The organism is Citrobacter sp. FP75, assembly GCF_018342065.1.
Taxonomy (GTDB): domain Bacteria; phylum Pseudomonadota; class Gammaproteobacteria; order Enterobacterales; family Enterobacteriaceae; genus Citrobacter.
The window spans coordinates 455,968-477,808 of record NZ_JAFDOE010000004.1; the positions used below are offsets into that span (position 1 = coordinate 455,968).

Here is a 21,841-nt window from a genome sequence, read left to right on the forward strand (position 1 = left end):
TTTGTCACATAAAACAGGCGGGATAATTGATTAAAAACAGAACAAGTTTAAAAAAATGCCCCGCTTGTAGCAGGGCATTTTCAGTTCAGCTAAGTCCGGATTACTCTACGGTAACCGATTTCGCCAGGTTACGCGGCTGATCGACGTCGGTGCCTTTAATCAGCGCCACGTGATACGCCAGCAGTTGCAGCGGAACGGTATAGAAGATTGGTGCAATCACCTCTTCCACATGCGGCATCTCAATGATATGCATATTTTCATTACTGGTGAAGCCCGCATCCTGATCGGCGAAGACGTACAGTTGACCGCCACGAGCACGAACCTCTTCAATATTGGATTTAAGTTTTTCCAACAGTTCGTTGTTCGGTGCCACGACGATAACCGGCATATCAGCATCAATCAGCGCCAGCGGACCGTGCTTCAGTTCGCCAGCAGCGTAAGCTTCCGCGTGAATATAAGAGATCTCTTTCAGCTTCAGTGCGCCTTCCAGCGCAATTGGGTACTGATCGCCACGGCCAAGGAACAGCGCATGGTGTTTGTCAGAGAAATCTTCCGCCAGGGCGGCAATGCGTTTGTCCTGAGACAGCATCTGCTCAATACGGTTCGGCAGCGCCTGCAAACCGTGAACGATGTCATGTTCAATCGACGCATCCAGGCCTTTCAGACGAGACAATTTCGCCACCAGCATCAGCAGAACGGTCAACTGGGTGGTAAATGCTTTCGTGGAGGCCACGCCGATTTCGGTTCCGGCGTTGGTCATCATTGCCAGGTCGGATTCGCGCACCAGCGACGATCCCGGTACGTTACAAATCGCCAGCGATCCCAGATAGCCCAGCTCTTTTGATAAGCGCAGACCCGCCAGGGTATCCGCCGTTTCACCAGACTGGGAAAGGGTGATCATCAGGCTGTTGCGACGCACGGCTGATTTGCGATAGCGGAATTCGGAGGCGATTTCCACATCACACGGAATACCCGCCAGCGATTCAAACCAGTAGCGGGACACCATACCGGAGTTGTACGACGTACCACAGGCGATGATCTGAATATGCTCAACCTTAGACAGCATCTCGTTGGCATTCGGGCCCAGCTCGCTCAAATCCACCTCACCGTGGCTGATGCGCCCGGTCAACGTATTTTTGATCGCGTTCGGCTGTTCATAGATCTCTTTCTGCATGTAGTGGCGATAGACACCTTTTTCGCCCGCGTCATACTGCAGATTGGATTCAATATCCTGACGTTTCACTTCGGCGCCAGACTTATCGAAAATGGTGACTGAACGACGCGTTACTTCCGCGATATCGCCTTCTTCCAGGAAGATGAAGCGACGGGTTACCGGCAGAAGCGCCAGCTGATCGGAAGCGATAAAGTTCTCACCCATGCCCAGACCAATCACCAGCGGGCTACCAGAACGCGCCGCCAGCAGGGTTTCCGGGTTACGGGTATCCATGATCACCGTGCCGTATGCACCGCGCAGCTGCGGGATAGTCCGCAGCACCGCTTCACGCAGAGTACCGCCCTGTTCCAGCTCCCAGTGCACCAGGTGAGCAATCACTTCGGTGTCGGTTTCTGAAACGAAGGTGTAACCCCGAGTCTTCAGCATTTCACGCAGCGGTTCATGGTTTTCGATGATACCGTTATGTACCACCACAATGTGTTCAGAAACATGCGGATGCGCGTTCGCTTCTGAAGGTTCGCCGTGAGTTGCCCAACGAGTGTGAGCAATACCGGTTCCACCATGTAACGGATGCTCTTCCGCAGCCGCGGTAAGCATCTGTACTTTACCCAGACGACGCAGACGGGTCATTTTGCCTTCAGCATCGACAACTGCCAGACCGGCAGAGTCATAACCACGATATTCCAGACGACGTAAACCTTCGAGAAGGATTTCAGCAACATCACGCTGCGCGATAGCGCCAACAATTCCACACATATTTTTTGATTCCGAATTTAGGCATTATGCCTGTCGTTGTCGGTCAACCTGTTTCCCCTTCGTCTTTCACTCCGTAGCTGCGTTGGCTACGCTTGCTCACTACGGTCACTTACTTTAGTAAGCTCCCGTAGATTCCCAAGCTTGCCGCCTTGCTACAGCGCGAAATACTTTGGGTAATACCCGTATTCCGGGCGCCCCGAGCCTTGTAGAGAGTGGGGTTATTTTTATAGGTACTGCTTTGGGCGGGAGATATATATTTACCTCCTCAGCCCATATCTGCCGGATGAGCGCTAACGCCACCCGACAAAAATTGATTACTTCTTCTTCACCGGACGCTGCCAGCCCTGTTTATGGACCTGCGGTACACGGCTTAAAACCAGTTCGTTATCGGCGACATTACGCGTTACGGTGGTCCCGGCGGCAATAGTCGCGCCTTTGCCCACAGTGACAGGTGCCACCAGCTGAGTATCGGAACCGACAAACACATCGTCACCAATAATGGTTTTAAACTTATTGGCACCATCGTAGTTGCAGGTAATCGTTCCCGCACCGATGTTCACGTTATCGCCAATTTCTGCATCGCCGAGATACGTCAAATGACCGGCTTTGGAGCCTTTACCCAGGCGCGCTTTTTTCATTTCGACGAAGTTACCCACGTGCGCGCCTTCCTGCAGCTCAGCACCCGGGCGCAAACGCGCAAACGGACCGATAGTACATGCCGCGTCCAGGCGTGCATCTTCCACTACGCTGTACGGGCTAAGCTCACAGTCATCACCAATCACGCTGTTTTTGATGATGCAGCCAGCACCAATCTTGACGCGATCGCCTAGGGTCACGTTACCTTCAATGATAACGTTAGTATCAATTTCAACATCGCGCCCGTGAATAAGCGTACCGCGTAAATCAAAACGTGCAGGATCGCGCAACATTACGCCGGCCAGCAGCAGTTTTTCTGCCTGCTCGGACTGATAAACACGCTCCAGACGGGAAAGCTGAAGGCGGTTATTCACCCCTTCCGTTTCGCTAATACGTGCCGGATGCACCGCAGCAATCTCACGCCCTTCATGATATGCCATCGCAATAATATCGGTGATGTAGTATTCACCTTGCGCATTATTATTGGTGAGTTTTGCCAGCCAGCGCTTCATATCAGCGCCGTTGGCAATCAGGATGCCGGTGTTGATTTCCTGGATCTGGCGCTGCTCGTCGGTAGCATCTTTGTGCTCGACGATGCCGGTGACGTTGCCGTTTTCACGCGTAATACGCCCGTAGCCGGTTGGGTCATCCAGGTTCACCGTTAACAAACCGATACCGCCCTGCGGTTTCGCATCGCGCAGGCGCTGTAAAGTGTCGGTGGAGATGAGCGGAACATCGCCATAAAGCATCAAAATGTCTTCGTCATCACCAAAGAATGGCGCCGCCTGCTGCATAGCATGACCCGTACCTAACTGCTCTGCCTGCAGAACCCAGTTCAGGTTGCCATCTTTCAGCGTCTGCTTCAGCAAATCACCACCGTGTCCGTAGACCAGATGTACGTGGGTTGCGCCTAATTCATTAGCAGCATCAATGACATGCTGGACCATCGATTTTCCCGCGAGGGTGTGCAGCACTTTAGGGAGTTCGGAATACATACGTGTGCCTTTGCCTGCGGCAAGGATCACGACGCTCATAGCACTATTCAACATACACGTCCTGACTGTAATTTAAGAACGAATTTATACCGTTTCACATTGAAAATACTACATTTTTTTCATCGTGAAATGGACCGAAGATAAAACGTTCAATAGGGGAAATTACCTATCGTTTAATCCACTATTTTCGTCTATATATGCGCCTTTTGTCTCAACAAAAACAGAAGACTGCTCTTATTAAAGCCTTAGGTTAATGTTTTTGCTATTTTTTTGCCGCATGAATAAAGAATTGAAGCAATAAAGCGCGATTATATTTATGTGATTCAGTAGACGTCGAAAAGCGGATAAGACCAATTTGGTCTTGAGGGGTAAAGAACGAAGATAAAAAAAACCAGCCTGAAATCAGACTGGTTTTTGTGTTTTCAAGCCGGTGTTACATCGCTTTTTTGGTCAACTCGATAACGCGCAGTTTGGCGATCGCTTTGGCCAGTTCCGCAGATGCCTGAGCGTAATCCACGTCACCATGAGAGCTTTTAATGTGCTCTTCAGCCTTACGTTTCGCTTCCAGGGCTCTCGCTTCATCGAGATCCTGCCCGCGAATCGCGGTATCAGCCAGTACGGTCACGTTGCCAGGCTGCACTTCAAGAATGCCGCCGGACAGATAGATAAACTCTTCATGACCGAACTGTTTAACGATGCGGATCATACCAGGCTTAATGGCGGTGAGCAGCGGTGCGTGACCCGGGAAAATCCCCAGTTCACCTTCACTACCCGTTACCTGGATTTTTTCGACCAGACCAGAGAACATTTGTTGCTCTGCGCTGACGACGTCCAGGTGGTAAGTCATTGCCATATCACCCTCCGATTAAGGCGTTAAAGTTTTTTCGCTTTTTCCACGGCTTCGTCGATAGAACCAACCATGTAGAACGCCTGCTCTGGCAGGTGGTCGTATTCGCCTTCCATGATGCCTTTAAAGCCACGGATGGTGTCTTTCAGGGAAACGTATTTACCCGGAGAACCGGTGAATACTTCCGCAACGAAGAACGGCTGGGACAGGAAGCGCTGAATTTTACGCGCACGTGCTACCACCAGTTTATCTTCTTCAGACAGCTCATCCATACCCAGGATGGCGATGATGTCTTTCAGTTCCTGATAACGCTGCAGCAGGGACTGTACGCCACGCGCGGTGTCGTAGTGTTCCTGACCAACAACCAGCGGATCCAGCTGACGGCTGGTGGAGTCCAGCGGGTCAACGGCCGGGTAGATACCCAAGGATGCGATCTGACGGCTCAGTACCACGGTTGCATCTAAGTGAGCAAAGGTGGTGGCTGGAGATGGGTCAGTCAAGTCATCCGCAGGTACGTATACCGCCTGAACGGAGGTGATAGAACCGGTTTTGGTAGAGGTGATACGTTCCTGAAGAACACCCATCTCTTCCGCCAGGGTCGGCTGGTAGCCTACCGCTGATGGCATACGACCCAGCAGCGCGGATACTTCCGTACCGGCCAGGGTGTAACGATAGATGTTATCAACGAACAGCAGAACGTCACGACCTTCATCACGGAACTTCTCAGCCATGGTCAGACCGGTCAACGCAACGCGCAGACGGTTTCCCGGCGGCTCGTTCATCTGGCCATATACCAGGGATACTTTGTCCAGAACATTGGAGTCGGTCATTTCGTGGTAGAAGTCGTTACCCTCACGAGTACGCTCACCCACGCCCGCAAACACAGAGTAACCGGAGTGCTCGATCGCGATGTTACGGATCAGCTCCATCATGTTTACGGTTTTACCTACACCCGCACCACCGAACAGACCCACTTTACCGCCCTTCGCAAACGGACACATCAGGTCGATAACTTTGATGCCGGTTTCCAGCAGTTCCTGAGAGCTGGACAGCTCTTCATAGGACGGTGCCGCGCGGTGGATAGCCCAACGCTCTTCTTCACCGATGTCGCCTTTCATGTCGATTGGGTGACCCAATACGTTCATGATACGACCCAGTGTTGCTTTACCTACCGGGACTTCGATCGGGTGCTCGAGGTCTTTAACTTCCAGACCACGACGCAGACCGTCGGAAGAACCCATGGCGATGGTACGCACGATACCGCCACCGAGCTGCTGCTGAACTTCCAGCACCAGAACTTCATTACCATTCTGAACCTCAAGGGCTTCGTACACACGCGGTACGGCATCCTGAGGGAATTCGACGTCAACTACGGCGCCGATTACCTGGACAATTTTTCCAGTAGCCATCTTGAATCCTCTACGAATTAACCTGGTTATACCGCGGATGCACCACCGACAATCTCGGTGAGTTCCTGAGTAATGCTGGCCTGACGAGCTTTGTTGTATACCAACTGCAGCTCTTTAATCAGGCTGCCGCCATTGTCGGTCGCGGCTTTCATCGCCACCATACGTGCGGCCTGCTCGCTGGCCAGGTTTTCTACCACGCCCTGATAAACCTGAGATTCAACGTAACGACGCAGCAGGGTATCCAGCAGCGGTTTCGGGTCGGGTTCATACAGGTAATCCCAGGCTTTTTGTTTCAACTCGTCATCTTCTGATGCCGGTAATGGCAACATCTGAGTGAGCGTCGGAACCTGTGACATGGTGTTAATAAATTTGTTGCTGACAACGTACAGTCTGTCCAGACGGCCTTCATCGTAGGCCTGCAGCATCACTTTAACCGGACCGATCAGTTCGGACAGGGAAGGGTTATCCCCCATACCGGTTACCTGAGCAACCACGTTACCGCCAACGGAGTTAAAGAAAGACACGCCCTTAGAGCCGATCATTGCGATGTCGCACTGAACGCCTTTATCGGACCATGCTTTCATATCCGCCAACAGCTTTTTGAACAGGTTAATGTTCAAGCCGCCGCACAGACCACGGTCGGTCGACACCACCAGGTAGCCCACGCGTTTAACGTCGCGTTCTTCCAGGTAAGGGTGCTTATATTCCAGATTACCATTCGCAAGGTGACCAATCACTTTGCGCATGGTCTCTGCATAAGGACGGCTGGCCGCCATGCGATCCTGCGATTTACGCATTTTGGAAGCGGCGACCATCTCCATCGCTTTAGTGATCTTCTGCGTGTTCTGGACGCTTGCGATCTTACTACGTATCTCTTTTGCGCCGGCCATGAGCTTCTCCTCAATGCCTTGCGGTCCGTCCTAAGACAGACCGCCAGACGTTACCAGGACTGGGTTGCTTTGAAGGAATCGAGGATAGCTTTCAGCTTACCTTCGATTTCATCGTTATAGCCACCGGACTGGTTAATCTCTTGCATCAGCGGAGCGTGGTCACGGTCGACGTAAGCCAGCAGAGCAGCTTCGAAACTACCGATCTTCGCCAGTTCCACATCTTCGAGGTAACCGCGTTCAGCCGCAAACAGCACTACACCCTGTTGTGCAACAGACATTGGGGCATACTGTTTCTGCTTCAGCAGTTCAGTTACTTTCTGACCATGGCTCAGCTGCTTACGCGTAGCTTCATCCAGGTCGGAAGCGAACTGAGAAAACGCGGCCAGTTCACGATACTGTGCCAGTGCGGTACGAATACCACCGGACAGTTTCTTGATGATCTTGGTCTGCGCTGCGCCACCTACACGAGATACGGAGATACCCGGGTTAACTGCCGGACGAATACCGGAGTTGAACAGGTTGGTTTCCAGGAAGATCTGACCATCGGTAATGGAGATTACGTTGGTCGGAACGAACGCAGAAACGTCACCCGCCTGAGTTTCGATAATCGGCAGAGCGGTCAGGGAGCCGGTTTTACCTTTAACTTCACCATTGGTGAATTTCTCAACGTATTCCGCGTTAACGCGGGATGCGCGCTCCAGCAGACGGGAGTGGAGGTAAAATACGTCGCCCGGGAATGCTTCACGTCCTGGCGGACGACGGAGCAGCAGGGAAACCTGACGGTAAGCAACAGCCTGTTTGGACAGGTCATCGTAAACGATCAGCGCATCTTCACCGCGGTCGCGGAAGTATTCGCCCATTGCGCAACCGGCATACGGCGCCAGGTATTGCAGTGCAGCGGATTCAGACGCGGTAGCCACAACAACGATAGTGTTGGACAGTGCGCCGTGTTCTTCCAGTTTACGAACCACGTTAGAAATGGTGGACGCTTTCTGGCCGATAGCCACGTACACGCATTTGATGCCGGAGTCACGCTGGTTGATGATCGCATCGATTGCCATCGCGGTTTTACCGGTCTGACGGTCACCGATGATCAGCTCACGCTGACCACGTCCGATTGGGATCATGGCATCAACGGATTTATAACCGGTCTGCACCGGCTGATCGACGGACTGACGTTCGATTACGCCCGGTGCGATAACTTCGATTGGCGAGAAGCCATCGTTATCAACCGGACCTTTACCGTCGATTGGGGAACCCAGAGTGTTCACCACACGACCCAGCAGGCCACGGCCTACCGGAACTTCAAGGATACGACCCGTACACTTAACCTTCATGCCTTCGGCGAGGTCAGCGTATGGACCCATCACAACTGCACCTACGGAGTCGCGCTCCAGGTTCAGTGCGATAGCGTAACGGTTACCCGGCAGGGAAATCATCTCACCCTGCATACAATCGGCAAGGCCGTGGATGCGGATAACACCGTCACTTACAGAAACAATAGTACCTTCGTTATGAGCTTCGCTCACAACACTGAACTGAGCAATGCGCTGCTTGATCAGTTCGCTGATTTCGGTGGAATTCAGTTGCATGCTCCAGTCCCCTTAAGACTGCAAGACGTCTGCAAGGCGCTCAAGACGGCCGCGTACGCTGCCATCAATGACCATATCACCCGCACGGATGATTACGCCTGCCATTACAGACTTATCGATTTTGCAATTCAGCTTAACTTTGCGTGACAGACGTTTTTCCATCGCTGCGCTAATCTTCGCAAGCTGTTCATCACTCAGCGCATTGGCAGAAGTGACTTCTACCTCAGAGATAGCCTCACTGGCTGCACGCAGGTGAATAAACTGCTCAAGAACATCCGGGAGCGCATTCAGACGATTATTTTCAGCCATCACCTTAATCAGGTTTTGGCCGCTTTCGTCCAGCTGCTCACCGCAGACTGCGATAAACGACTCAGCGAGCGTTTCCGGCGCCAGCGCGCCAGAGAGAAGCTCTGCCATTTGTTCGTTTTTCGTCACCTCAGCGGCAAACGTCAGCATATCCTGCCAACGGTCAACGCTTTGGTGCTCAACGGCAAAGTCAAAAGCTGCTTTGGCGTAGGGGCGAGCTACCGTAATAAATTCAGACATCAGCCCCTCCCTCCTTACAGTTCAGCGACAAGTTTGTCCACGATGTCGCTGTTAGCAGCTTCATCCACGGAACGTTCGATGATCTTCTCGGCGCCAGCAACAGCCAGGATAGCGACTTGCTTACGCAGTTCTTCGCGAGCACGTTTACGCTCGGCGTCAATTTCCGCCTGCGCCTGTGCCACGATTTTAGTACGTTCCTGCTCTGCTTCAGTTTTGGCTTCGTCCAGGATCTGAGCGCGACGTTTATTCGCCTGCTCGATGATTACCTGAGCTTCCGCCTTCGCTTTTTTCAGCTGGTCGGTCGCGCTGGCCTTTGCAAGGTCAAGATCCTTATGTGCTCGTTCCGCAGAAGCAAGACCGTCAGCAATTTCTTTCTGACGTTTTTCGATGGCTGCCATTAACGGCGGCCATACGTACTTCATGCAGAACAGAACGAACAGGACAAACGCGATGGCCTGGCCGAGGATTGTTGCGTTAAGATTCACAGCACAATGCCTCTATCTAGTTAACGTTCTGATATTGCTCTTAATTCAAGCAACGCTTACTACGCGACAGCGAACATCACGTACAGACCCAGACCTACAGCGATCATCGGGATAGCATCCACCAGACCCATAACGATAAAGAACTGAGTACGCAGCAGAGGAATCAGATCAGGTTGACGCGCTGCGCCTTCCAGGAATTTACCCCCGAGGATGCCGATACCGATCGCAGCACCGATTGCCGCCAGACCCATCATCACAGCGGCAGCCATGTACAGCAGATCCATATTCAGGTTTTCCATGACAGTCTCCAGTTTGTTTCAGTTAAAACGTAGTAGTGTTGGTAAATTAATGCTCTTCAGACGCCATCGACAGATAGACAATCGTCAGAACCATGAATATGAAGGCTTGCAGCGTGATAATCAGTATGTGGAAAATGGCCCATGGCACATTCAGGATCCACTGTGACCACCACGGCAACAGACCAGCAATCAGAATGAAAATCAGCTCACCGGCATACATGTTACCGAACAGTCGCAAACCAAGAGAAACAGGTTTGGACAGCAGGCTTACCCCTTCAAGGATTAAGTTGACAGGAATGAACGCCCAGTGATTGAACGGCTGCAGCGTCAACTCTTTCGTGAAGCCACCGATGCCTTTCATTTTGATGCTGTAGAACAGAATGAGGATAAATACGCCCAGCGCCATCGACAGGGTGATGTTCACGTCAGCAGACGGAACCACACGCAGAGCCGGCAGGCCAAAGATATGCTCGCCGATGTATGGCAGCAGGTCGATAGGCAGTAAGTCCATCATGTTCATCAGGAATACCCAGACGAAAATCGTCAGGGCCAGAGGGGCAATCAGCTTGCTTTTGCCATGGTACATGTCTTTCACGCTACCATGCACAAAGCCGATTACCAGCTCAATCGCGGTCTGAAATTTACCTGGTACGCCGCTGGTCGCCTTTTTGGCCACGCTACGGAACATAAGCAGGAACAACAGACCCAGAACCACCGAGAAAAACATGGAGTCAATATTGAGCGTCCAGAAGGTGGCTGGGGGGTTCTGCGGATCCACCAGCGAGAATGTACGTAGGTCCAACTGAAGGTTATTCAGATGGTGTCCTATGTAATCCTGCGGCGTCATATTTTCTGAAGCCATGATGCCTTTACCCTTTGTTGTTAATTACAGCCGGTGCCAGTATCTGAACCACCAGCACCAAAACCCACGTAACGATCAGCGGCATAAACACCGCCTTCAAAACCGCCAACGCCACCACCAGCAAAACCAGCGTCGCTAACACCTTGAAGGCTTCGCCGAAGGCGAACGACCAGGCCACTCGGCCTTTTGCTGGTGTATGCGCCTGGTGACGCCAGGCAAATATCATAAACAACATATTAGGCAGTAACACTGCCAATCCACCGCATAATGCGGAGATGCCCCAGAAAGGGTCTTTGAGGCTAAACAGCAATCCACTTGCCATTACCACCAGAAGCTGTGTGAGCAAAAGCTTACGAGCAACGTTTCGACTCAAGAGCGACATAGACATCACGTTATTACTCCTGCTCCCTTCGAGGTATGCCGCGTGTCGTATAAAACGTTCTTTATGGCTTAGAGTCAAGCATCAAAAAGCGGACAAATTATACGGTGCGCCTTCGTGATTTCAAACAATAAGTAGCTAAAAAGTGAATAAATGTTTAAATATTTTTCTCTGGGCCACATTTATTACTTTTTGGCAAACTGTGAACGATCATGCAAAACTGCAAACACCACGTAAACACTGGCTACAAAGCGTGCATCAGATCACATATTAAACATTTATACCTTCGCATAATTTAATTACGTGTCAAATGATGCCTTTTCATCTTTTTGATATTTAAGCCTAAATTTCGTTACTCTTTTAAAAATATCAACCAACAACAAAAAAACCACTCATTGACATTTATAATAAAAAATTAACATAACTCAGTGGTTCTTCGGTTCTATTTTTAGCAGCCTGATATTTTCACAGTTGACTTGTTTCACTTTTAACAAAAAACGGTACGTTATAGTTATGATGCAAAACAGTAAGTCACCCGTGTAATGTAACAACATTTGACCACACGATGCCCCCTGTTTTTTAACACCTGAAGCACCGTTTTTTTTCTATTTTTTTTGACAAATATTAAATTTTGTTTGGCTTAATCACCACCAGATGACGTTCACCATCCAGTTGTGGGACACGCAATTTTTCAACAGATTCGACGCTAAATTCAGCGGGCAAAGAGGCAATTTCATCCGCAGGTAACACCCCTTTTAACGCATAAAAGCGTCCGTTCAGGCCGGGCAAATGATGGCACCAGGTCACCATATCGTTCAGCGAGGCAAATGCACGGCTGATCACGCCATCAAAAGGCGGATCCGAAGGAAAGTCCTCAACCCGGCTTTGTACAGGGGTGATGTTTTCCAGCTTGAGTTCGTGTTGAACCTGACGCAAAAAGCGTACGCGTTTTCCCAGACTGTCTAACAGAGTGAAATGAGCTTCAGGGCGCACAATGGAGAGCGGAATACCCGGCAGACCAGGGCCGGTACCGACGTCAATAAAACGCTCCCCCTGCAGGTGAGGTGCGACGACAATACTGTCCAGAATATGGCGTACCAGCATGTCGTTGGGATCCCGTACCGACGTCAGGTTGTACGCTTTGTTCCATTTGTGCAGCATATCGACATACGCTATCAGCTGATTTTTCTGGTGATCGGTAAGAGAAATACCGGCGTCAGCCAGCAGACGAGAGAGTTTGTTGAGCACGGTCGTTACCTGTTTTAATTCCGCCGGATAACGGTTTCGCCCGATCCGACCTACAGAAGATATTTGTAGACCCGGTAAGCGCAGCGCCACCGGGCAATTTCCAACGTATTAAGCACTGCGGCGCAGCATACCTTGTTTTTTCAGCCATACCAGCAAAATGGAGATGGCAGCAGGTGTCACGCCAGAAATGCGCGATGCCTGACCGATTGACACAGGTTTGTGATCGTTCAGTTTAGCAATAACTTCATTCGACAGGCCGGAGACCTGACGATAATCCAGGGTCGCAGGCAACAGGGTGTTTTCATTACGCAGCTGTCTTTCAATTTCTTCCTGCTGTCGGGCAATATAACCCTCGTACTTAACCTGAATCTCAACCTGTTCAGCGGCCTGAGCATCGTCAAGACCAGGCGCAAACGCAGCCAGAGACGTCAGCTGCGCGTAGGTTACGTCCGGACGACGCAGCAGATCTTCACCGCTGGCTTCACGTGACAGCGGTGTCGCCAGGTAAGCGTTCACTTCGGCAGCTGTCTCGGCTAACGGGTTCACCCAGGTCGATTTCAGGCGCTGACGTTCTTGTTCAATGCGCTCGAGTTTTTCATTGAAGCGCGCCCAACGTTCATCGTCCACCAGGCCCAGCTCACGTCCCTTTTCGGTCAGACGAAGATCGGCATTGTCTTCACGCAGCATCAAACGGTATTCCGCGCGTGAGGTAAACATGCGGTACGGTTCTTTAGTGCCCAGCGTGCAGAGATCGTCCACCAGCACGCCAAGGTAAGCCTGAGAACGCGCTGGCGCCCAGCCTTCTTTGTCGGCTGACAGGCGAGCAGCGTTAAGACCCGCCAGCAGACCTTGTGCAGCGGCTTCTTCGTAGCCTGTTGTACCGTTGATTTGCCCGGCAAAGAACAGGCCCTGAATGAATTTGCTTTCCAGGGTGGGTTTCAGGTCGCGCGGATCGAAGAAATCATACTCAATTGCGTAGCCAGGGCGGACGATTCGGGCGTTTTCCATCCCCTGCATTGAGCGAACAATTTGCATCTGCACATCAAACGGCAGGCTGGTGGAGATGCCATTCGGATAAATTTCGTTGGAAGTCAGTCCTTCCGGCTCGAGGAAGATCTGATGTTGGTTCCTGTCGGCAAACCGCATCACTTTGTCTTCGATCGACGGACAGTAGCGTGGGCCGATCCCTTCGATCACGCCTGCATACATCGGGCTCCGATCGAGGTTATTACGGATAACGTCATGGGTTTTCTCGTTAGTGTGCGTGATATAACACGGCATCTGGCGCGGATGTTGAGAGACATTGCCAAGAAACGAGAAGACCGGCATTGGGTTATCACTGTTTTGCTGACCGAGCACGCTGAAATCGATAGTGCGCGCATCAATGCGCGGCGGAGTACCTGTTTTCAGGCGGCTGACGCGCAGTGGCAGTTCACGCAAACGGCGTGACAGTGGAATAGACGGCGGATCGCCCGCACGGCCACCGCTGTAGTTGTCCAGACCGATATGTATTTTACCGTCGAGGAAAGTTCCCACGGTTAAGACCACGGCTTTGGCACGGAACTTCAGGCCCATCTGGGTCACGGCGCCGACAACACGATCGTTCTCCACAATCAGATCTTCAACTGCCTGCTGGAAGATCATCAGGTTTGGCTGATTCTCCAGCGCGGTGCGTACGGCCTGGCGATACAGGACACGATCGGCCTGAGCACGGGTGGCGCGAACTGCCGGTCCTTTGCTCGCGTTTAGTATCCTAAACTGAATGCCTGCATGGTCGATCGCTTTGGCCATCAACCCACCGAGTGCGTCCACTTCTTTTACCAGATGTCCTTTCCCAATACCGCCGATAGCCGGGTTGCAGCTCATCTGCCCCAGAGTGTCGATATTGTGTGTCAACAGCAGGGTCTGTTGACCCATTCGCGCCGCAGCCATCGCGGCCTCGGTGCCTGCATGACCCCCGCCAATGATGATGACGTCAAAAGGATCCTGATAAAACATGGTAATTGCCTCGCATAACGCGGTGTGAAAATGGATTGAAGCCCGGGCCGTGGATTCTACTCAACTTTAGTCGATCGAGAAAGACCTAGGATCCTGGGTATTAAAAAGAAGATCTTTTTATTTAGAGATCTGTTTTATTGTGATCTCTTATTAGGATCGCGACTTTCTGTGGATAAGGGCGATCCTCTGAATAAGATCAACACGTTGTGGAGGATCATTAGCTGTGAATGATCGGTGATCCTGGTCCGTATAAGCTGGGATCAAAATGAAGGGTTATACACAACTCAAAAACTGAACAACGGTTGTTCTTTGGATAACTACCGGTTGATCCAAGCTTACTACCAGAGTTATCCACACTCGATCGCACGATCTTTACACATTTTTGAGTAAATTAATCCAGGATCCGAGCCAAACCTCTGCGGGATCTTCCGGAATATCGTGTTCGAGGACGTTGATCCTGAGCGTTTCGCCGATCTGTTTTGCACCTGAAGAGGTCAGTTCAGCCTGTAATTTATCGATCGCGCCACAGAAGGTGTCGTATTCGCGGCTGCCGATACCTATTGCACCGAAACGAACCTGGGAAAGATCGGTTTTCTGAGACTGAAGTTCTTTATAGAAGGGAAGCAGGTTGTCCGGAATGTCTCCCGCTCCGTGCGTTGAGCTGATCACCAGCCAAATGCCAGAGGGTGAGAGCTCCTCTACTTGCGGGCCGTGCAAGGTTTCGGTTGAAAAACCCGCATCCTCCAGCTTTTCAGCCAGATGTTCTGCAACGTATTCGGCACCGCCAAGGGTGCTGCCGCTGATAAGAGTAATGTCCGCCATAAAAGCCCATCCTGATAAAGAGGGGCTATTGTACGCTGTGAACGAGCTGGGATCTACCTGTGGAAAAATAGGGGATTAAAAAAAACGATCATGGACGAATAGTACGCATAATCGGGTTCTGCAGGACGATCAGGGTTTCAGTGGACTGAATTTCATCGATTGTTTGGATCTTGTTGATAAGTACCTGCTGTAAGGCATCGATGGATCGGCACATGACTTTAATAAAGATGCTGTAGTGGCCGGTGGTGTAATACGCTTCGGTCACTTCATCGAGGCTTTCCAGCCTGGCCAGTGCGGACGGATAGTCCTTCGCGCTTTTCAGGATGATGCCGATAAAACAGCCAACGTCATAACCCAGCTGTTTAGGGCTGACGTCAATGCGCGCACCGGTAATGATCCCGGCCTGCTTCATTTTTTCTACACGTACGTGGATCGTTCCCGGGCTGACGCCAAACTGTTTGGCCAGTTCTGCATAGGCGGTACGGGCATTTTCCATCAGGGCGTCAAGAATGCCGCGGTCCAGATTGTCGATCTGATAATTTTCCATAGGTTTTTCTTATGTAGATTGATGATTCACTCTATTTTAGCGGGTAATTTTAACGAATCAAAATCTAATGCGGCTTTTTGTTTGTTGATTATTGAATATTGACCGCATTCTGTTGCTTAATCATAGGCAACAGGACACAGGAGTAAACATAATGAAAACCGCTTACATTGCCAAACAACGTCAAATTAGCTTCGTGAAATCTCACTTTTCTCGTCAACTGGAAGAGCGTCTGGGACTGATTGAAGTCCAGGCACCGATCCTGAGTCGGGTAGGAGATGGCACGCAGGATAACTTGTCGGGCTGTGAAAAAGCGGTGCAGGTGAAAGTGAAAGCCTTGCCAGACGCCCAGTTCGAAGTGGTGCATTCACTGGCGAAGTGGAAGCGTCAAACGCTGGGACAACACGACTTCAGCGCAGGCGAAGGGCTGTACACGCACATGAAAGCCCTGCGCCCGGATGAAGACCGCCTCTCTCCGCTTCACTCGGTCTATGTGGACCAGTGGGACTGGGAGCGCGTAATGGGCGACGGCGAACGTCAATTCTCCACTCTGAAAAGCACGGTAGAGGCTATCTGGGCGGGAATTAAAGCGACCGAAGCGGCGGTAAGCAAAGAATTTGGTCTGGCACCGTTCCTGCCAGAACAGATCCATTTTGTTCACAGCCAGGAGCTGCTATCTCGCTACCCAGATCTCGATGCAAAAGGGCGTGAGCGCGCAATCGCGAAAGATCTGGGGGCGGTATTCCTGGTGGGGATAGGCGGCAAGCTCAGTGACGGTCATCGTCATGATGTGCGTGCACCTGATTATGATGACTGGAGTTCTGCTTCCGAGCTGGGTTATGCCGGTCTGAACGGCGATATTCTGGTCTGGAACCCGGTTCTGGAAGATGCGTTTGAGCTGTCTTCAATGGGGATCCGTGTGGATGCCGACGCATTAAAACACCAACTGTCTTTGACCGGTGACGAAGATCGCCTGAGTCTGGAATGGCACCAGGCGCTGCTGCGTGGCGAAATGCCGCAGACCATTGGCGGTGGTATTGGCCAGTCACGTTTGACCATGCTGCTGCTGCAGTTACCACATATTGGTCAAGTTCAGTGTGGTGTATGGCCAGCGCAGGTCCGCGAAAGCGTCGCCTCTCTGCTGTAAAAATTAACGCCGCCAGCGTCTGAGCAGGCGGCTTCGCATCCCGGTATCAAAGCGCCAGATATGATCGAAAATGCGCATGATGCCGGGTTTACCATGGGCTGACATGGCGACCGCATGAAAACGGTGCTGGTGCACCCGCTGTAATTCCCCTACTTTGCTGACGACCTCATCGGGCAATCGCTGAGCGATGAAATCCGAAATAACGACGGCGTCGGCATCAAACCATTCCCGTCCCTGCATCCTTTCAATAATGGCGCGAAAACAGCTGGCAATGTCCGTACCGCCGCGAAAACGCTGGCTCAGAAAGCGGATCGCCTGCTCAATTCCTTCCGGGCCGGACAGCTCATAGCGCACCACTTCGGTAGAAAACAACATAATGAAGCAGCGACGATTATCTGCTAGCGCAACACGCATCAGCGCCAGGCAAAAGGCTTTCGCACATTGCTCGTTAAATCCCCCCATTGAGCCCGACGTATCCACACAGACAATAAAAGGCCCGCGAGGCTGCTCGTCAAAATCCTGATGCACAACCGGACGCTCGGTGACTTTCTCACGCCAGGCTTCGCCGTGCAGGCGGTACGTCAGCAGCTGTTTTTCCACCAGCCGCCGATAGAACTCATACTCCAGCTCGGTGATGCCAAGCGTTGCCAGTTCCGGGGGGAGTAAACGCAAAATATCGTCGCTTTGCTGGATGCCATCAACCTGCTCCGGGACGGTGGCGGGTTCTCGTACCAGTGTGCGAAAGGTTTCCATTGGCGCGTCCTTACGCGGTACCGATTTGGCTTCCCGGGAGCGACCCAACTGATCGGCCAATTTTTGGAGTTCGGGTTGCTGCGTCAGGAAATCGCCGTACTTCACAATCAGCTGGTAATCGCCGCGTTTGATTTGACCTGCGCTCATGTCCCACAAACGACCTGCAGCGGTGTCGTTTTCCGCCAGTACCGGATCCAATTGTCCGCTCAGCGTCATCCGCTCCTGAACTTCGCTGAGCAGCTGTTCGCGCTCTTCTTCCAGTAACTGGTGATTCAACGTGGTGGTCTGAATCACCAGGCTTAAACGCCAGCGCTGTAGAAACAGCGTATGCAGTGCAGGGGTGAATGTACTATTGCTATCGACTAACTGCTGGGCTTGCCCGGCGTAGGGGGAATGCAACCGGTGCAGTAGCGATAATATTTGCGGTAACTGGACGATTAACTGCGGGGTGGAAAGGAGCTGGCTTTGCTGGTAGCACATCACTTCCTCCGTCAGTTCTGGCGGCACGCGGGTATCTTTCAGACGGTTGCGCAATGCTTCGCGCCAGCGGGGAAGATCGTTGGCTATCGCTTTCTTTAGCCGGGGGAATTTTTCAAAAAAAACCGCCAGCTGTGGAGAGGCCAGCAGCGCGAGGATCACCTCTTCGATCATCCCCTCTTCGCTTACCGCCAGCATGATATTGAGCGTATCAAGGGTCAGCATTGTTGTGCCTGGCGGATCTGCTCACCGACGTCCTGTAGGCTGGCTTCAATCCGACCTAACCAGTCGCTATGAATAAACAGACATTTTTGCTGTTCGCTAAACTCGCGGTGCTGCTGGTGCCACTCGTTATCGAGCGCTTCAAGCTGCTCTTTTATCTCGCTGGGTATGCTCTCTTTTGATGAACCCGGCTGCGCCAGGCGGGAGCCTTGCAAACTGACGTCGCGCACGACCAGATGCTGATCGCTGTCAACTTCCATATTCAGCGTCTGGGCAAAGCCGATCCCGTTTAATTTGCCACGGATCTCACCGCCTTTGGTCAGCCACTGTTCCAGCGCGCTACGTTCAAACGCAATATGGATAACGTCCATATCGTGCAGCTTTAAGGGCTTTTGCAGCAGTAATGTCACAACCGACGCATTAACGTCCACAGGTAAATCATAATGAGGACGACGGCTGAACATCCCACCCTGACGAATGACCGTAAAGGCTGTTTTATCGCTCTGTTGCTGCTGTAGCTGGAGGCGGCGCTGCACAATAGTGCCGAGACGCGTTAGCATTGTCTGCTGCTGCCAGGCGTGTCCGGTCATCAATATTTCAAGCTGTTGCTGCATCAGGTTCAGGCTTTGCGCGTCGTACCACAGGCAATCTTTCAACAGGATAAGATCGATAGGTGCAACTGCCTCGCGTCCGCTGAAGAAGGCGCTGGCCTGCAACAGGCGGATTGCCTTTTTCCAGCGACGGTCAGAAACGTACGGGGCGTTCGGTAGCGCATCCAACTGCTGGCGCAGCGTATAGACCAGCTCAAAGACGCGATCGGGAAGCGTAATGGTGCCGATATCTTTTTGCCACTGGTAATACTCTTCATCCGTCACCTGTAATGTTGCCGGGACCGGATTGTTGCTTTCATCCTGCTGGCTTAACAGCATGGAGCGGAAGTTGGCCTTGTCCTGCACCTTGTCCAGCCACAGACGAATCAGCATACGGTCATACAGTGCTTCCAGGCTGCTGTCTGCTTCAGGCAGCTCGTTGGAGGCCGCCACCAGCAGACGCATTGGGATTTTTTCCTCAAAGGCGCCGTTGCGGAAGTGGCGTTCGTTAATGGCGGTCAGCAGCGTGTTGAGGATTGCCGGGCCCGCCTTCCAGATTTCATCGAGAAAGACGATTTCAGCTTCTGGAAGATAACCTGCTGTTAAGCGCTCATAGCGTCCTTCATCTTTCAGGGCCTGAATTGACAAAGGGCCGAAAACTTCTTCTGGCGTAGAGAAGCGCGTCATCAGATATTCAAACGCGCGCGCGTTTTTAAACGCAAACTTCAGTCGACGCGCAATTAAGCTTTTTGCGATTCCGGGCGGGCCGAGTAAGAACACACTCTCACCGCTAAGAGCCGCCAACAGGCAAAGACGAATGGCGTGGCTACGTTCATAAAGTCCCTTTTCCAGCGCATTGCTCAGACGGGAAATTCTTTCCGCTAATAAATGTGGGTGAGCCATAATGAAGTGGCGTCCTTTCGCCAAATGTACTGCGTAAACTGCGAGTATAGATGCTTCACACCAGTGCAGTAATAGACTGAAGGTGCGCCTATTTTTCTTTGAGCCAGATTAATCTGGCCTCATTTAGGGGTACGATTTTGCGATTAATCGTGCATACTGTGCGCCTTTTTGTGGGCCAAGGGACTACGCACACATTTCTTATATATACACCAAATCAATCAAGCTACGCTAAGACGGTAAATGAGTTATCTCCTGGGATGGGCGGAATAACGAGTGAAGTCAATGAAAGTGGCCTGAATGATGATGTGTATAAACGAAAGACGAGTCTATGAGCACTGATAATAAGCAATCATTGTCTGCGATTACCCTCGCGGCGATTGGGGTTGTCTACGGTGATATTGGTACCAGCCCACTTTATACACTCCGTGAATGTTTGTCCGGGCAGTTTGGTTTTGGCGTTGAACGCGATGCGGTGTTTGGTTTCCTCTCGCTGATTTTCTGGCTACTGATCTTTGTTGTCTCCATCAAATACCTGACGTTTGTCATGCGCGCCGATAACGCCGGGGAAGGCGGGATCCTGACGTTGATGTCGCTGGCCGGTCGCAATACGTCGGCGCGAACGACCTCGATGCTGGTTATTATGGGGTTGATTGGCGGCAGCTTCTTCTATGGTGAGGTGGTGATTACGCCTGCCATTTCGGTGATGTCGGCGATTGAAGGTCTGGAGATAGTGGCGCCACAGCTGGATACCTGGATAGTTCCACTCTCTATTATTGTCCTGACGCTGCTGTTTATGATTCAAAAGCACGGTACCGGAACAGTGGGTAAGCTTTTTGCTCCCATTATGCTGGTTTGGTTCCTGGTACTGGCGGTGTTGGGCGTGCGTAGCATTATTGCTAACCCGGAAGTGCTGCAGGCGTTAAACCCAATGTGGGCAGTGCATTTCTTCCTCGAATACAAAACGCTATCATTTATTGCGCTGGGGGCGGTGGTTCTGTCGATAACCGGCGTTGAAGCGCTGTACGCCGATATGGGCCATTTTGGTAAATTCCCCATTCGCCTGGCGTGGTTCTCCGTGGTGTTACCTTCGCTGGTGCTGAACTACTTTGGTCAGGGAGCGTTGCTGTTAAAACATCCTGAAGCGATCAAAAACCCGTTCTTCCTGTTGGCACCGGACTGGGCGTTGATTCCCCTGCTTATCCTTGCCGCGTTGGCCACGGTTATCGCCTCGCAGGCGGTTATCTCCGGCGTATTCTCATTGACGCGTCAGGCGGTACGTCTGGGATATCTGTCGCCTATGCGCATCATCCATACCTCAGAGATGGAATCCGGGCAGATCTATATTCCGTTCGTCAACTGGATGCTGTATATCGCAGTGGTGATTGTGATTGTCAGCTTTGAACACTCCAGTAACCTGGCCGCCGCGTACGGTATTGCGGTCACGGGGACGATGGTGCTGACGTCTATTCTGTCGACTACCGTGGCACGCAAAAACTGGCACTGGAACAAATACTTCGTTTTCCTTATTCTGGTGGCCTTCCTGTGCATCGATATTCCGCTGTTCTCCGCGAACCTCGATAAACTGATTTCTGGCGGTTGGCTACCGCTGACGCTGGGTCTGGTGATGTTTACCATCATGACTACCTGGAAAAGCGAACGCTTCCGTCTGCTGCGTCGTATGCATGAGCACGGCAACTCTCTGGAGGCGATGATTGCTTCCCTGGAGAAATCGCCGCCGGTGCGCGTACCGGGTACGGCGGTATATATGTCCCGTGCCATGAATGTCATCCCGTTTGCACTTCTGCATAACCTCAAACATAACAAGGTGCTGCATGAACGCGTGATCCTGCTGACGCTGCGTACAGAAGATGCACCGTATGTTCATAATGTGCGTAGGGTGCAAATTGAGCAGCTGTCGCCAACCTTCTGGCGCGTGGTTGCCAGTTACGGCTGGCGCGAAACGCCGAACGTCGAGGAAGTGTTCCATCGCTGCGGTCTGGAAGGTTTAAGCTGTCGGATGATGGAAACCTCGTTCTTTATGTCGCACGAGTCGCTGATTGTCGGCAAGCGTCCGTGGTACTTACGTCTGCGCGGTAAGCTGTATTTGCTGTTGCAGCGCAATGCGCTGCGTGCGCCGGACCAGTTTGAGATCCCACCGAACCGGGTGATTGAACTCGGTACTCAGGTCGAGATTTAACGTTAATGACGCCCTCTTTCCTCATGAAAGGGGGCGTTTTGTTTTCTCCCTCACCCTTTTCCTTTCATCC

Annotated in this window: 19 protein-coding genes; 2 read left to right on the plus strand and 17 right to left on the minus strand. The window is 51.8% G+C overall.

Annotated features, from left to right (window positions below):
- Positions 1 to 100 precede the first annotated feature (100 nt).
- From glmS to asnC, 15 genes are all read right to left on the minus strand, one after another.
- A complete protein-coding gene (gene glmS, locus JQ822_RS16735) occupies positions 101 to 1,930 on the minus strand; it encodes a glutamine--fructose-6-phosphate transaminase (isomerizing) (protein ID WP_135323779.1) in 1,830 nt (609 codons plus the stop codon).
- A 314-nt stretch (positions 1,931 to 2,244) separates the two neighbouring features.
- Complete coding sequence (glmU, locus tag JQ822_RS16740; protein WP_213134404.1) at positions 2,245 to 3,615, minus strand: bifunctional UDP-N-acetylglucosamine diphosphorylase/glucosamine-1-phosphate N-acetyltransferase GlmU; 1,371 nt, start codon at positions 3,613 to 3,615, stop codon at positions 2,245 to 2,247.
- 379 nt (positions 3,616 to 3,994) lie between these two features.
- Positions 3,995 to 4,414, minus strand: coding sequence for a F0F1 ATP synthase subunit epsilon (locus tag JQ822_RS16745; RefSeq protein WP_005121460.1), 420 nt, complete (start codon positions 4,412 to 4,414; stop codon positions 3,995 to 3,997).
- Between the two features lie 20 nt (positions 4,415 to 4,434).
- On the minus strand, positions 4,435 to 5,817 hold the full coding sequence (atpD, locus tag JQ822_RS16750; protein ID WP_096758981.1) for a F0F1 ATP synthase subunit beta: 1,383 nt from the start codon (positions 5,815 to 5,817) through the stop codon (positions 4,435 to 4,437).
- A 26-nt stretch (positions 5,818 to 5,843) separates the two neighbouring features.
- Positions 5,844 to 6,707, minus strand: a complete 864-nt coding sequence (gene atpG / locus JQ822_RS16755) for a F0F1 ATP synthase subunit gamma (protein ID WP_213134405.1) — start codon at positions 6,705 to 6,707, stop codon at positions 5,844 to 5,846.
- A 50-nt stretch (positions 6,708 to 6,757) separates the two neighbouring features.
- Positions 6,758 to 8,299, minus strand: coding sequence for a F0F1 ATP synthase subunit alpha (atpA, locus tag JQ822_RS16760; RefSeq protein ID WP_003827026.1), 1,542 nt, complete (start codon positions 8,297 to 8,299; stop codon positions 6,758 to 6,760).
- A 12-nt stretch (positions 8,300 to 8,311) separates the two neighbouring features.
- Entirely contained in the window at positions 8,312 to 8,845 is a 534-nt protein-coding gene (gene atpH, locus JQ822_RS16765) for a F0F1 ATP synthase subunit delta (protein WP_096758979.1), read from the minus strand.
- A 14-nt stretch (positions 8,846 to 8,859) separates the two neighbouring features.
- Positions 8,860 to 9,330, minus strand: coding sequence for a F0F1 ATP synthase subunit B (gene atpF / locus JQ822_RS16770; RefSeq protein ID WP_003827022.1), 471 nt, complete (start codon positions 9,328 to 9,330; stop codon positions 8,860 to 8,862).
- Positions 9,331 to 9,389: 59 nt separating this feature from the next.
- The gene (atpE, locus tag JQ822_RS16775; protein WP_000429386.1) at positions 9,390 to 9,629 is read right to left on the minus strand and encodes a F0F1 ATP synthase subunit C; all 240 of its coding nucleotides are present in this window, start codon (positions 9,627 to 9,629) and stop codon (positions 9,390 to 9,392) included.
- Between the two features lie 46 nt (positions 9,630 to 9,675).
- The gene (gene atpB / locus JQ822_RS16780) at positions 9,676 to 10,491 is read right to left on the minus strand and encodes a F0F1 ATP synthase subunit A (protein ID WP_135323776.1); all 816 of its coding nucleotides are present in this window, start codon (positions 10,489 to 10,491) and stop codon (positions 9,676 to 9,678) included.
- Positions 10,492 to 10,498: 7 nt separating this feature from the next.
- Positions 10,499 to 10,879 (minus strand): F0F1 ATP synthase subunit I, encoded by a 381-nt coding sequence (gene atpI, locus JQ822_RS16785; protein WP_213134406.1) that lies wholly within the window; start codon positions 10,877 to 10,879, stop codon positions 10,499 to 10,501.
- A gap of 615 nt (positions 10,880 to 11,494) precedes the next feature.
- Positions 11,495 to 12,118, minus strand: coding sequence for a 16S rRNA (guanine(527)-N(7))-methyltransferase RsmG (gene rsmG, locus JQ822_RS16790; protein ID WP_213134407.1), 624 nt, complete (start codon positions 12,116 to 12,118; stop codon positions 11,495 to 11,497).
- Between the two features lie 108 nt (positions 12,119 to 12,226).
- Positions 12,227 to 14,116: a tRNA uridine-5-carboxymethylaminomethyl(34) synthesis enzyme MnmG gene (gene mnmG, locus JQ822_RS16795; protein ID WP_213134408.1), complete on the minus strand. Its 1,890-nt coding sequence runs from the start codon at positions 14,114 to 14,116 to the stop codon at positions 12,227 to 12,229.
- Between the two features lie 372 nt (positions 14,117 to 14,488).
- Positions 14,489 to 14,938, minus strand: coding sequence for an FMN-binding protein MioC (mioC, locus tag JQ822_RS16800; protein WP_213134409.1), 450 nt, complete (start codon positions 14,936 to 14,938; stop codon positions 14,489 to 14,491).
- An 88-nt stretch (positions 14,939 to 15,026) separates the two neighbouring features.
- Positions 15,027 to 15,485 carry a transcriptional regulator AsnC gene (gene asnC, locus JQ822_RS16805; RefSeq protein WP_045449013.1) on the minus strand — a complete coding sequence of 153 codons (459 nt, stop codon included), beginning with the start codon at positions 15,483 to 15,485 and terminating at the stop codon, positions 15,027 to 15,029.
- Between the two features lie 151 nt (positions 15,486 to 15,636).
- Between asnC and asnA the strand changes: the two genes are divergently transcribed.
- Positions 15,637 to 16,629, plus strand: coding sequence for an aspartate--ammonia ligase (gene asnA, locus JQ822_RS16810; RefSeq protein ID WP_135323771.1), 993 nt, complete (start codon positions 15,637 to 15,639; stop codon positions 16,627 to 16,629).
- Positions 16,630 to 16,632: 3 nt separating this feature from the next.
- Here the strand turns inward: asnA and viaA are convergent, their stop codons facing one another.
- Together viaA and ravA are read right to left on the minus strand one after the other, a co-directional pair.
- A complete protein-coding gene (gene viaA / locus JQ822_RS16815) occupies positions 16,633 to 18,084 on the minus strand; it encodes an ATPase RavA stimulator ViaA (protein WP_213134410.1) in 1,452 nt (483 codons plus the stop codon).
- Positions 18,078 to 19,574 carry an ATPase RavA gene (gene ravA / locus JQ822_RS16820; RefSeq protein WP_213134411.1) on the minus strand — a complete coding sequence of 499 codons (1,497 nt, stop codon included), beginning with the start codon at positions 19,572 to 19,574 and terminating at the stop codon, positions 18,078 to 18,080. Before ravA ends, viaA begins: the two co-directional genes overlap by 7 nt.
- Before the next feature lie 328 nt (positions 19,575 to 19,902).
- Here ravA and kup point away from each other — a divergent pair, with 328 nt between their 5' ends.
- Positions 19,903 to 21,771, plus strand: a complete 1,869-nt coding sequence (gene kup / locus JQ822_RS16825; protein WP_096758970.1) for a low affinity potassium transporter Kup — start codon at positions 19,903 to 19,905, stop codon at positions 21,769 to 21,771.
- Positions 21,772 to 21,841 lie beyond the last annotated feature (70 nt).